Consider the following 12,757-nt stretch of genomic DNA (forward strand, 5'->3'; position numbering starts at 1 on the left):
CATTCCGCCCACTCAGGCAGCCTCCGCCACTTGCCGTCGGCCAGCGTGAACGCGCCACGGAGCGACGTCTTGCCTCTTGCCACCGCTCCCAGCCCCCACCAAGAGAACGTCCCTCAGCACCGTCATCGAAGATGCCTCCCGCTGACGGGCGTGTGGATTCTACAACATCTTTACACTTAAACCACTAAGTTCTCACCCTTCAGGGCAAAGGTGCCACGGAGAGAACGGCTCCTGAGACAGTTACCCTTGGCGCCTCCCCTGAAGCCGTCGGCATGCCGTCTCATGTCCACGTTCAGCGCTAGGCGCTTCTTCGGTTGACGCCCCCCCGCTGCCTCCACTCACGGACCATCTGTGGACAGGGAAGGGCAATTCAATCGGTCAGATGCTCGTAACCTGCACGGATGCACGGGCCTGAAGCGGCCTCCGGAGCCGTGTGCGCAGGTTCGAATCCTGCCGGGGGCACTCGCCTAAGCACCTACCAATTTGGTACCTGGCCAGGGCGGATGCCGACAGAAGAGGGCGGGAGTCAGTSWSACTGACTCCCGCCCTCTCTTGTTATCTCTCAGTGTTTGCGACACCTCCGACACACTCCTGCCCAACGCACACACTGCGGGTGAGAGCCTTGACGGACTTCCAGAGGCGAGGTCCACCACCTCTATCGGGCGCAGATACAGCACTGCGCTCTCGCGTCTGCGGTTGTCGACACTGTCGCCCATTCGGAGCGCTGCGGTTGAGGTTGAAGCCTCGCCAGCAGAGGGTCTGAGGCGAGGCGACTGAGGAGCGGCGGCATGGACGAACATCAGCCGCAGCCATCTGGCGACATACCGGCTGTGGCCGACGGCGGACTTTGCGCCGGACTCTCCCCACGCCATGCAGTCGTTGCGGTTGCCCGGCAGCGGCTGTCCGACCACGACGATCAGACCGGGTGTCGGCGTCGATGACGACCTGGTGGTAGGTGGAGTACCGGTAGTTTTTCGACTGTTCGGCGATGGCGTGGTCGCGGGTCGGGATCAAGGTGCCGTCCACGATGAGTACGCCGCCTTTCGCGAAGCGGCGCCGAGGCTGCAGCGCCGGCAGCGGACCGAGGTGATCGATGATGCGGTCGACCGCGGACTTCGAGATGCCGAACAGTGGGGCGAGCTGGCGCATCGTCAAGTTTGTGCGCCAGCAGGCCGTGACCAACAGCGTGCGGTCGTCCAGGGACAATCCCCACGGCCGACCTCGGTGGTCGGTATCGACACCGGCGCGACGCAGCACCATCACCAGCTTTACGAACTGCGCCGGCTCAGTCCGGTGAACGGGGCTATCCAAGACGGCTCCGACGCCGTGATCACACCAGCCACAGCAAGATCATTCCACTGGCGTTGAGCCCTCCAGCTGGTGAGGGTGAGTTCTGGACGCGAAGGCGAGAACGTCGAGGACTGCTGCACGCAGGCTCTTGAAGTGACGGTGCACGCCGTCCACCGCAACGGGAGCGTTGACCCCCCACACCGTCATGCCGGCACGCAGCCCGGACTGCACCCCGGAGGGGGCGTCCTCGATCACCAGACAGTCCTCCGGCTCGGCACCGAGCTGCTTGGCAGCCAGCAGATAAGGGACCGGCGAGGGCTTGCCTTCCTCGACGGAGGCAGCATCCACGATGACATCCGGCACCGGCAAGCCGGTCCGGGCGAAGCGGCCACGGACCCGGTGCTCGTAATTCGACGTCACCAACGCCCACGACCCGGAGGGCAGAGCGTCCAGCAACTCAGACGCACCGTCGAAGGCCGCATACACGCCGGACCGCACATCCTCGTCCTCCAGCTCATGCAGCACGGCCAGGCACTCCCGCGGGTCGTGGTCCGGAACGACCTGCGCGAAGGTCTCCATCGGCCTCGTCCGCAGCGCCACTTGGTAGACCTCGGCGGGACCCAGCCCGTATCGCTCCGCCCACACGCTCCAGACCCGGCGTTGGTTGTCCACGGCATCGATCAATGTGCCGTCGACATCAAACAGAACGTACCTCTTGGCCCCAGGCTGAGCAGGTTCACCGATCACGCACCGATCATGCCATCAGGCCACCGAGCAGGCAGTTTGCGGGACAGCCCTCAGCTCCCGTCAAACCGAGTGAGCGGCGAGTGAGAGTGTCCATCCGGGCCGACTTGAGGCCAAAGATTGCAGGTCAGCAGCACAACTGGACGTGCATGCTGAGCGCCCTCCGGAGGCACGCCGGAGCGGGACAGCTCTTATAAGGGTGCTCGGTATAGCACGGGAGGACAGAGTCGACTTCGGGTATGGGAACCGGCCCGAGTTGGAGGGTCCCCGCCACGAGACAGCTCAACGAACAAGCAGTGCAATGGCAACAGGAACGATGCCAGTCAGGATGGATAGAGTCACAGACGCCACTGTTTGACTGTTCACCATGCCGAGTGGACTCCCGCTGACTTCTTTGAAAAGTTCGTAAACTCGTTGAGTCTCCTCGTCGAACTGCTGAGGGCGGCCCGGAGGACGGCGAGGCATGGCGCTGTTGAGTCGGCGCAGAGTGGCCATCCGGCGTTCAGCAACCGCCAGAGACAGCCGCCAATGAGAATACAGGACAAAAGTCACCAGCGACAGCATCAACGTGACCGCCAAAGTCCACTTGACTACCGATAGCGGACCGCTATTGGAAACATGGCGGGATACATACAATAATGGCGCAAAAGACACGGTCAACCCAACCGCTGACCAAGCTGCGACTATTCTGTACCACCGCGCAAGATTCTGCGACGAAACCGTCCGTCCGTCGAGCGCTCCCCACCATCTACTCGATCGCCTCGCCGTATCCGGTTCTGGATCCGGGGTGAGGTTTCTGACGCGGAAGGATCAATGATGATCGACGCAGCAGCGTCGCACCTGCCGTACCGGGCACGGCCCAGGCCAGCTGTCCTAGCAGAAGGAAGGGACCGATCCGACGAAGCCGGATCGGTCCATGGCCAGGGCGCGGGACAGCGACTGCGGTGGCTGCTGCGTCGATCATCATTGATCCTTCCGCGTCAGAAACCTCACCCCGGATCCAGAACCGGATACGGCGAGGCGATCGAGTAGATGGTGGGGAGCGCTCGACGGACGGACGGTTTCGTCGCAGTGCGTCTGCCGCACAGGGACACGTCCGTGCGTAAGAGTCCGTGTCCCGCACTCTCGGAGCTGCCAGATCGCTCGACAGGGTGCGAAGCGCCCATTTCGCGGTCCGGTGTGGGGCACAATGCCCTCGCTCGCACCAGCCGATCACCGATGTTCGGGAGACCACATGGCCGCGAGTACGCGCCGCACTGGGGCATCAGCCCCGTTCCAACAGTTGGCGCGCTGTCGTGACCATCGCTTCATCGACCATGTCGCCCTCGAAGTCAAGCGCACCAACTCCGTCGCGGCGAGCCTGGTCAAAGGCGTCCAGCAGCCGGCGAGCGCGGGCAAACTCATCGGCGGTGGCCGAGAATGCCTCGTTGATCACAGGGACATGCGAGGGGTGAATTGCCAGCATGCCGGTGTACCCGAGGGCGCGGCTGCCGGTCGCAAAGGCACGCAGCCCGTCAAGGTCGCCGATGCGTGTCCACAGACCCGCAACCGGATGCGGAGCGCCGGCAGCGCGTACATCGAGCAGTACTCGTGACCGTAGCGCCTGGGTCTCAGTGCCCTCCGTGCTCCAGCGATAGCCGAGGGCGCGCTCGACGTCGCCGCCGGCGCCGGCCACAGCGCCTGTGTAGGCGACGCGCGGCGATGCGGCCGCACAGGCGTACGCGGCATGAAGGGCGGATGCACTCTCCAGAAGTGGCACGAGGGCGAGATGCCCTTCCCGCAGGCCCTGTTCCCGCTCGCACCACGTGAGCATCTGGTCCGCGAACCGAACGTCGTCGGGGGATGCGATCTTGGGGAGCATGAGACCTGCGAGGCCGGGACCGACGACTGCGCGCAGATCCTCCACCGCTGCCCACCCCTTCAGCGGCTTGACCCGGACGAAGAGCGCGGGGTGATCATGCGCCGTGCGTTGCTCGACCGCGTGAGCCACCTGAGCGAGCGCCGACGGTCTGCCGGCGGCCGTTACCGCGTCCTCCAGATCGAGGATCACGGCGTCCGCACCGGAGGCAACGGCCTTGGGAAGGAGATCGGTTCGCGTGCCCGGCACGAACAGCAGCGAGCGCAGGCGGGGGCGGTCACACGACATTGCGTTTCTCCAATTCCGCGAGTTCGCTCTCATCGAGTCCCAGCCAGTCGCGATAGACCAGGTCGTTGTCCTGGCCGAGCGCCGGACCGGTACGCCAGACCCGCCCGGGCCGTTGTCGGAAGTGCGGAAGGACTGCCTGCATGCGGACGGGCCCGAGATCGGCGTCATCGACCGTGACGATGTCCTCGCGCTCGCGGTAAATCGGGTCGTCGGCGATGTCTGCCATGCTGAACACGCGTGACGCCACGACTTCCGCATCCTCAAAAGCCTTCAGGCACTCGCTCGCGCTGCGTTCCCCCACCCAGGCGCGCAGGGCATCGTCAAGGCGGTGGCGCTGCGCCAATTGCTGCTTGCCGGTGGCGAATAGCTCCGCCTCGAAGCCGAGAAGCTCCGCGATGTTCAGGACAGAACGCAGGGTCGCCGACGTCACGGTGATCCACTCATCATCGCGAGACCGGTACGTGTTGATCACGGCAGCGGGGGCGACGGCCAGTTGGTTGCCCGCCCGCTCGGGCACCTGGCCCAGCTGGTCATGGACGATCACSTGCCATTCCACGAGCCTGAAGAGTGGCTCGAACAGGGCCAAGTCGATCCATTCACCGTCGAAATCAGCGTCGTGGCCGCGGCGATGCAAGGCGGCGAGCACCGCGTAGGCGCCCATGAGGCCGGTCACGGCATCGCCGTGCGAAAACCCGGTGTGCACCGGTGGCCCGTCGGGAAAACCGGTCAGTCCGACCACGCCGCTGAGTGCCTCACCGACTTTTCCGAAGCCGGGTGCGTCAGCGAGTGACGAGGTGGCGCCGTAGCCCGAGATCTGCAGGAGCACGGCCTTTGGGTTGAGGCGGTGCACGGTCTCCCAGTCCAGACCCCACTCCCTCAGCCGACTGTTGCGCAGTGTGACGATGACGACGTCCGCCCAGGCGACCAGCCGGTGGGCGAGTACGCGCCCTTCCTCCTGACGCAGGTCCAGCGTGACCGAACGTTTGTTACGGCCGGCGACCTTGAACCACAGGGGGTGGCCGTCCTTGCGCGGACCCATCGCGCGAGCCGCGTCACCGGTCCCCGGCGGTTCCACGTGCACGACATCCGCGCCCTGATCGGCCAGTWGAGCGCCCGCCAGTGGACCAGCCACAACGTGGGCGAACTCGACCACTCTCAGGTCGCTCWACTGGCCGCGCCCGTGCATGTCCGACTGCTCGCCTGACACCACTCTCTCCCTGGCTGAATTTTCACGGCCCCTGGGCCCCGCCTGACCTCAGCCTGCCGCTTCGGTATATGCGCGTCCAGCAAGAGAAAGGAATATATTCATGCGATCTATGCATTAATAGGCGTCAGTCAGCCCAGGAGACGCCCGACGGCAGCTCCGCGCCCCGGGCGCGGTGCTCACTCAGCGTCTCCAGAAATCGTCGAGCCGCCATTGGCACGGGCCGTCCCGCCCGCTGCGCAATGTTCAGACGCCGGTTCACCACGGGGCCGCTGAGCGGGACATGTACGACGGGGCCGGCGCCAAGTAGCGGCAGGACTAGGGCGGGCAGTGCCGTGACTCCGAGCCCGGCCGCCACGAGACCGCCCACCGTCGCTACGTTCCCCGCTTCGGCCGCAGGCGTCGCTCGCGCCTCAACCTGCGCGAACGCGGCATCGGTCAGTCGCCGCACGCTCGACTCACGACCAATGGCGAGAAAGGGCTCGCGGGCGAGGTCCTCCCACGTGAGGCCCTCCCGCTGGGCCAGCGCATGCTCTCTTGGAACTACCGCGACGAACCGGTCGCGTACCAAAGGCCGGTGCTCAAGCCGGGCCGACTGTTCCCCAGTGGTGATGGCGAAGTCGGCCTCACCTGACAGCACCCGTCCGAGCACCGCTGCTTCGAGGCCGTCCATGATCTGGAAACCGACTGCGGGCCACCGAGCCCGAAAGTCGGAGATCACCCGTGGCAGAAGCAGCGCAGCCACCGACGGCAGCGTCGCCACGGCCACGGAACCCGACTCCCCCTCGAGGAACCGTGCCAGTTCTTTCATGCCCGAGTGATGAGCGTCCACGATCTGCTCCGCGATCCGCAGCGCCTCCACACCCGCAGGCGTCAACTGCACGTTTCGCGTGTCCCGCTCCAGCAATTGGGCCCCTACGTGTCGCTCCAAGTCAGCGACGGCACGGCTCAGGGAGGACTGAGACACTTGAAGGCGAGCTGCGGCCGCCGTGAAGCTGGCCGCCCGGGCAACCGCCGCGTAGGCGGCGAGCTGGCGCAAGGTGCTGTCCATGAGCAACGACCTTACGAGTTGTTGCCTTGTGGCGGTGAGCATGCTCGTGGCGCTGCCGCGGAGTATCCCGTCCCGGGACCTGGTGGTTCGGAGATCACCTATTCAGGTGATGTGGTGGTCCCCCGTCATACGAGATCGTGTCGCTGACCGCCCCAGAGCACTCGACTGCCCGTCGGCGGAAAAGCCTGGACGAGAAGAGACGACACCCATCGCGTCCACCAGGTCACCAGGCTCGAGGGGGCACGTCCGTCTCGCCGGCGTGGCAGAGACGGGGCTGGAGAGCTCGTCAACGAGGATGGACATATGCGAATCGTGATCGCAGGCGGCCATGGGCAGATCGCTCTCCTTCTGGAGCGGGATCTGAGCGCCGCCGGCCACACAGCTGTAGGCCTGATTCGCAAGCCCGAGCAGGTGCCGGAGGTGACGGCGACGGGTGCGGAGGCAGTGGTCCTCGATTTGGAGTCGGCCGACCTCGACTCCGTAGCGCAGGTGCTGGTGGGTGCCGACGCGGCCGTTTTCGCCGCCGGTGCCGGGCCGAACAGCGGTGCGCTTCGCAAGGACACGGTGGACCGTGGCACCTCGGTCCTGCTGGCCGAGGCCGCCGAACGTGCCGGCGTACGTCGGTTCTTGCAGATCAGCGGGATGGGCGTGGACGCTCCCCCGGCACAACTCAGTGGTGGGGACTGGCCTGCCTACTTCTCCGCCAAGGCTGCTGCCGAGGACGACCTGCGCGGTCGGGACCTGGACTGGGTGATCCTGCGGCCGGGCGGACTCACCAACGATCCCGGACTCGGCCGCGTCACGCTGATGGACAAGGTCGCCGATCCGGGCTCCGTACCGCGCGCCGACGTTGCCGCGGTGATCGCCTCGCTGCTGACGGCCGATGTGTCACATCGCACCCTGGAGCTGGTCAGCGGGGACACACCCATCGACCAAGCCGTACGGGAACTTTAGACCACCTGACCTGCTGCGAAGCACCCGTGCCACCCGGCACGTAATCAGGGGACAATCAGGGGATCTCCCCGGAAAGCACGACCCCGACATGTTGTGCGATGCGCCGGAAAGGGTTCGGTCCTCACCGCGCGGGTGCCGCCGCCCCTGGACGTGACTCGTGGTCACTAGAGGCGGGCGATGAACGCACTGATGCGAGAGGCGATTTGGTCGGGCACCTCCAGCGGCGAGAGGTGGCCGGTTCCGTCGACTTCGGTGAGGGTGGCGGTGGGGACGAGGGGCAGCAGGTGTTCCCGGAGCACGGGAGGCGGGTCCACCTTGTCGTCGCTACCGGCGATCACGAGCACGGGCACGTCGATCGCACCGACCCGATGCGCGAAGTCCTCGACCAGAGCCTGTCGCGGCCACGCCATGCGTGCTGCCTCGCCTGCCCGGGAGCTGTCCTCGTGCACCTGCCGGCGCGCCTCGGCCGACAGGCCCCCGTTGGTCAGCACCTGGTCAATGCTCTGGTCGATGGTTTCCGCGTTGTCGTAGGCGTGGGACAACGCTTCCTGGAACTCGGGCGTCACACCGACCGGAGCCGGCGGAGCGGGCGCGACGAGCACCACACCCCTCAGCCCCGCCGGGCGGCGAGAAGCGAGCACCTGGGTCACCTTGCCCCCCATCGAGTGCCCGACCACGACATACTCGCCGTATCCGAGCTCTCCGATGACGCGCTGAGCGTCGTCGGCGAGCTGCTCGATCCCGTACGGGCCTGGCGCATCGGTGGACTCACCCCAGCCACGGCTGTCGTAGGAGACGAACCCCTGGACGGGACTCAGTCGCTCGATGACCGGCCGCCAGGTGCGGTGAGAGCCGCCCCAGTAGTGCAGGAAGACCAAGGCCGGCCCGTCGCCCTCGCGGACGTGGCCGTAGAGCCGCCCGTCCTTCACGGCGAAGTACCGCCCGATCGGGGTGTACGTGGTCACAGCAGTCGGGTGTCCTTGCCTGGGCCGGCGCCGAGCCGCTCTGCCGCGGTCGCTGCCGACGTGAGCCCGGCCGTCGGGCCGTGCCGCTCATGGCTCGATCGTCGTCCAGCCCTTCTCGATCAACCACAAGCCGGTCTGCCACCCTCCGCAATTTTCGGGACACGCTGGGCTGAAGGCCGACTCACCGAACAAGGAGCAAGCGGCGCCACCGGAGCAGGGCCTCTCCCGCGCGAATGCCCAGCGCGGCCGAACCCGCACCTTGTCAGGATAGTTACGGTCGTAATATTGCAGCCATGGCTCCTCATCGTGTCGCGGTTCTGGCGCTGCCGTTCGTGATCCCCATCGATCTCGGTATCCCCACCCAGATCTTCAACGCGCGCTCTTATACGCCGTACGAGCTCACCGTGTGCAGCGGTGCCCGCGGCGACGTCACGACCAGCACGGGGTTCACGGTTGGATGCACAGCCGGGCTGCCGGCCCTGGCCCAGGCCGACACGATCATCGTGCCGGGCTACTGGGAATATCAGCGGCCACCGGCGCCCGAGGTCATCGCGGCCCTGAAGCTCGCCCACGACCGTGGCGCCCGCATCGCCTCGATCTGCACCGGAGCCTTCGCACTCGCCGCAGCCGGACTGCTCAACGGCCGTACGGTCACCACGCACTGGTCCACGGCCGACGAACTCGAACGCCTCTACCCCGCGGTCCGGGTGGACCGCAGCGTCCTCTACATCGACGACGATCCTCTGCTGACCTCAGCGGGCATGACCGCCGGCATCGACCTGTGTCTCTACATCGTGCGCAAGGACCTGGGTGCTGTGGTCGCCAACAGCATCGCCCGCGAACTGGTCGCCGCACCGCACCGCGACGGCGGCCAGGCCCAGTACATCGATCGGACTCTGCCCTCCCCCACCGACCACACTCTGGCCGACACCCGCGACTGGGCCTTGAGGCACCTCAACGAAACGCTCACACTGGACGTCCTGGCCCGGCGGGCGCGCGTCTCCGCCCGCACCCTGGTCCGCATGTGGCGCCAGGAAGCCGGTATCACGCCGCACCAATGGCTGCTCACCGCCCGTATCAACCACGCCCGCGAACTCCTGGAATCCACCGATCTCGGCATCGAGCAGATCGCCGCCCAGAGCGGGCTTGGAACCAGCACCAACCTTCGCGCCCGATTTCGCGACGCCCTCGATACCACGCCGTCTGCCTATCGTCGGGCCTTCCAGCCGTCGGACGGCACAGCGCCGCCGGTCCGGGCGGACGGGAAACCCGAGCATCCGGCGACGTGAGGCCGGCCGGCCGACCCGACCGGAGGCGTCCCGAAAATTACGACAAGCGGGACTACGCGGCTGCCGAGCGGTTCTGGTCCCCGACTACATCCAGCACAGCGCTCATAGGGGGTCGACCGGAAACGAACGGCGCTCCCCAGGCGCATCACCGTTGTCCACAAAAGTAACGCCCAAGCCGGGCGGCCGCGCTGCCCTGCTTCCCGGCGGCGCGAGGCTCGACCGGTTCACGATGGCGTGATCGTCTTCGCATCAGACGTCGGGCGCGCGGGCAGGTGGTCGAGGAAGTCCGCGGACGGTGCGTAGAAGAGCGTGCCGGTGACCGCTGTGGAGAAGTCGAGAATGCGGTCGTGGGTGACGTCCGGTGTGCCGAGGAACATATTGCGCAGCATCAGCTCGGTTACTTCCGGTGTGCGCGCGTAGCCGATGAAGTAGGTGCCGAACTCGCCGCGACCAGGGCTACCGAAGGGCATGTTGTCGCGCAGGATCTTCCGCTCTTCTCCGTCCGGCCCTGTGACGGTGTTCAACTCCGCGTGGGAGGCGGCCTCGTCCAGTTCAAGGTTGGTCGCCTTGGTACGGCCGATGATCCGCTCCTGCGCTTCGACGGGCAAAGCGTTCCACGCGTCCATGTCGTGCAGGTACTTCTGCACGATCACGTAGCTGCCTCCGGCGTGGCCGGGGTCCTCCTCGCCGATCAGTACGGCCTCGCGGGCGGCGACACCGACCGGGTTCTCGGTGCCGTCCACGAAGCCCAGCAGGTCGCGCGCGTCCAGGTACTTGAAGCCCTGCGCCTCGTCCTCGACGGTCACCGCGCCGCGCAGGCGGTTCATGATCTCGGTGGCGAGCCCGAAGCACAGATCCGGCCGGGTGGCACGCAAGTGGAAGAGCAGGTCTCCGGGGGTGGACACCGCACTGTGCCGCGATCCTTTCAAGGGCTGGAAGGGATGCAGGCCGATCGGGCGCGGGTAGTCGAAGAGCCGGTCCCAGGCCTCGGAGCCGATGCCTGCCACACAGCTCAAGGCGGCTTCGGGCACACCGAAGCCCAGGGCTCGCTCCAGCGAGCGGAGGTCGGTCAGCAGCTGCCGCGTCTTCTCCTCACCCCCTGAAGCGATGGTGACCACCAGGAAGATCGCGGCACTGGTCAGCGGGCTGAGCACTGGTTGCGGCTGCGACCCGGTCACGGACGGGAATTTGGCGGTCAATTCTCTCTCCCGATCTGGTGCGACGCTCTGTGCGGTTCTCGGCGAGGAAGACGTCGTTTCCTGCGATGCGCCTCTCCCACGCCCCCGGCATCAGCTCGGCCGCGCAAGCGACGACGGCGTGCATCCAGACCTCAAGCCGTGCCTGCGTGTTCACGTGCAGCACGCCGATCGTGGCCTCCCTCAGGTCCACTGTGCTCAGCGCCTCGGGGGCAGAGGTTCGCGGGTCGTCCATGTACTCGCGATTGAGCTGTRCATCTTCGGAAGCACCGTACAGGGACATGCGGCCGCAGACGACGGTGTCGAGGTCGTACTCCAGCATCTGGCCCATGGCGACGAAGTACGCAGGCACATGGGCGGAGAAGAGAAGGCGGAAGTACGGCGCGTTCTTGACCGTGAAGCTGTCGATGCCCCGTCATGTCGGCGTTGAGCGGCCGGACTGCCCAGCCGCGTCCCTGTACCTCCCCGGCCCGGATGGGCCTGGGCWGCCCAGGCCCATCCGGGCCGGCAGCCCGAAACCGGCGGACAACGGGCCGTTACTCTCAGCGCAGGTGGGCGATGATCAGGTTCGGGTCCTTGCGCACGACCCATGTGGCGGACGCGATGTAGACGGTGTGACCGCGTACGGCGACCGACGTCGGATTCTCAAGACCGTCCTTGCCGGTGAGTGCGATGGAGTGGCTACCGTCGGGCTCGATGATTGCGACCTCGTTCTGCACGTCGAGCGCCGCGACGATCCGATCGCTGTCGCCGATGAACTCGAAGTCGTCGATGCCGGCCAGCCCGGTCGCTTTGGTCTCGAACGCCCCGGCGGATCCGTCGCAGCGGATCGGGATCCTGACCATGGTGCCGAGTGACATATTCGTCACCCATACCGCCCCTTCGTGGACTTTCATGCCGTTCGCGCCCAGGGTGCCATGGGGAGCCAGCTCTGGGCCGGTGGCCCACGCAGTGGCCGCGCCGCCGCCGATCGGCATCCGCCAGACGGTGCTCAGCGCCGAGTCGGCGGCGTAGAACTCGCCGGTGGCCGAATCCAGCCCGAGCCCGTTGGGCAGGCTGTCGGCCGGCAGTGGGGTGATGCGCTCGGGCACGCCGCCCGGCTTCAACCGCCAGAGCCCGGTCAGATCGCTGGTCCCTGCCACGTACAGGAAGTACAGGGTGCCGTCGTCGACTCGCACGAGCCCGGTGAGGAGCGCGAAACCGAGCATCGGCGTGTGGACACCACCGTCGGTGGGGGCCGGCAGGGTCGCCAATACCTGCTGGCGGCCGTTGGGATGGAGCCGGACCACTTGGCGCGCGACGGCCTGGTTGAGGTAGATGGCGCCGTGGGGTCCGAGCGCGATGTTCTCCGGCTGCTGGCCGGCGGCAAGATCGAAATGGTAGGCGATCCGTGCCTTGATGTACGGGTTGGTTGGGGTGTCGGCGACCGCTGGGGTGGTCTGCGAGAGAACCGCGGCGCTCAGGGCTATGCCCACGAGCTTGGCGGCGCGATTGAGGCTCATGAGGGTCACTCCTTAGTTGGTGAACGCACCGGCCGAGGCGCTTTCAGATCCTTGCGGGCCTTCCGAAACAGCAGCGCTGCGACTTCCTGTGTCGGCCCTGCTGGCGCCACTTTGGACGTGGGCGCAGGATGGCGCCATCGGCATGTTTGGTTCATCTTGGCCGTGCGCCGGATGGCAGGTGAATGTCCGGCGTGAACGGGCAATGGCCATGTGGGCGGGTGCTTCTCGGGGGAGCGCGTGTTCTTCCATCTCGCCGAATCGTCGGCGGCGGTAGGCACTGTTTCGCCGTGCTTCGCCACTGGGTGCGCGAGCGGCCCTATTCCATTCAGTCCTTCTTGCTCGGGCGCGAACGGCATGAAAGTCCACGAAGGGGCGGTATGGGTGACGAATATGTCACTCGGCACCATGGTCAGGAT

At 66.5% G+C, this 12,757-nt stretch carries 11 protein-coding genes and 1 pseudogene; 2 read left to right on the forward strand and 10 right to left on the reverse strand.

The window, feature by feature from the left end; translation table 11 throughout:
* Positions 1–815: 815 nt before the first annotated feature.
* From EAO75_RS15120 to EAO75_RS15145, 6 genes and pseudogenes are all read right to left on the reverse strand, one after another.
* Positions 816–1,343 (reverse strand): annotated as a pseudogene (locus EAO75_RS15120) (transposase family protein); the annotation flags it as partial.
* A gap of 7 nt (positions 1,344–1,350) precedes the next feature.
* The gene (locus tag EAO75_RS15125) at positions 1,351–2,037 is read right to left on the reverse strand and encodes an HAD family hydrolase (protein ID WP_147995585.1); all 687 of its coding nucleotides are present in this window, start codon (positions 2,035–2,037) and stop codon (positions 1,351–1,353) included.
* A gap of 279 nt (positions 2,038–2,316) precedes the next feature.
* Positions 2,317–2,598: a hypothetical protein gene (locus tag EAO75_RS15130; protein ID WP_147995586.1), complete on the reverse strand. Its 282-nt coding sequence runs from the start codon at positions 2,596–2,598 to the stop codon at positions 2,317–2,319.
* Positions 2,599–3,298: 700 nt separating this feature from the next.
* Positions 3,299–4,180, reverse strand: coding sequence for an HpcH/HpaI aldolase/citrate lyase family protein (locus tag EAO75_RS15135; protein WP_147995587.1), 882 nt, complete (start codon positions 4,178–4,180; stop codon positions 3,299–3,301).
* On the reverse strand, positions 4,170–5,366 hold the full coding sequence (locus EAO75_RS15140; protein ID WP_147995597.1) for a CaiB/BaiF CoA transferase family protein: 1,197 nt from the start codon (positions 5,364–5,366) through the stop codon (positions 4,170–4,172). The genes EAO75_RS15135 and EAO75_RS15140 overlap by 11 nt, the downstream gene beginning before the upstream one ends.
* Before the next feature lie 145 nt (positions 5,367–5,511).
* Positions 5,512–6,435, reverse strand: coding sequence for a LysR family transcriptional regulator (locus tag EAO75_RS15145; RefSeq protein WP_147995588.1), 924 nt, complete (start codon positions 6,433–6,435; stop codon positions 5,512–5,514).
* A gap of 303 nt (positions 6,436–6,738) precedes the next feature.
* Between EAO75_RS15145 and EAO75_RS15150 the strand changes: the two genes are divergently transcribed.
* Entirely contained in the window at positions 6,739–7,389 is a 651-nt protein-coding gene (locus tag EAO75_RS15150; RefSeq protein ID WP_147995589.1) for an NAD(P)H-binding protein, read from the forward strand.
* A 164-nt stretch (positions 7,390–7,553) separates the two neighbouring features.
* Here the strand turns inward: EAO75_RS15150 and EAO75_RS15155 are convergent, their stop codons facing one another.
* Complete coding sequence (locus tag EAO75_RS15155) at positions 7,554–8,354, reverse strand: alpha/beta fold hydrolase (RefSeq protein ID WP_147995590.1); 801 nt, start codon at positions 8,352–8,354, stop codon at positions 7,554–7,556.
* Positions 8,355–8,647: 293 nt separating this feature from the next.
* On the opposite strand from EAO75_RS15155, the gene EAO75_RS15160 reads away from it, so the two are divergent.
* Positions 8,648–9,643: a GlxA family transcriptional regulator gene (locus EAO75_RS15160; RefSeq protein ID WP_147995591.1), complete on the forward strand. Its 996-nt coding sequence runs from the start codon at positions 8,648–8,650 to the stop codon at positions 9,641–9,643.
* A gap of 224 nt (positions 9,644–9,867) precedes the next feature.
* On the opposite strand, the gene EAO75_RS15165 is transcribed toward EAO75_RS15160, so the two are convergent.
* The 3 genes from EAO75_RS15165 to EAO75_RS15170 all read right to left on the reverse strand — a co-directional run bounded on the left by EAO75_RS15165 (position 9,868) and on the right by EAO75_RS15170 (position 12,341).
* Positions 9,868–10,821, reverse strand: a complete 954-nt coding sequence (locus EAO75_RS15165) for a Dyp-type peroxidase (RefSeq protein ID WP_147995592.1) — start codon at positions 10,819–10,821, stop codon at positions 9,868–9,870.
* Positions 10,736–11,170, reverse strand: a complete 435-nt coding sequence (locus EAO75_RS45870; protein WP_187284450.1) for a hypothetical protein — start codon at positions 11,168–11,170, stop codon at positions 10,736–10,738. The genes EAO75_RS15165 and EAO75_RS45870 overlap by 86 nt, the downstream gene beginning before the upstream one ends.
* Before the next feature lie 211 nt (positions 11,171–11,381).
* Positions 11,382–12,341, reverse strand: a complete 960-nt coding sequence (locus EAO75_RS15170; RefSeq protein WP_147995593.1) for an SMP-30/gluconolactonase/LRE family protein — start codon at positions 12,339–12,341, stop codon at positions 11,382–11,384.
* Between the last annotated feature and the right edge of the window lie 416 nt (positions 12,342–12,757).

Source organism: Streptomyces sp. UW30 (assembly GCF_008042075.1).
In the GTDB taxonomy this organism is placed as follows: domain Bacteria; phylum Actinomycetota; class Actinomycetes; order Streptomycetales; family Streptomycetaceae; genus Streptomyces.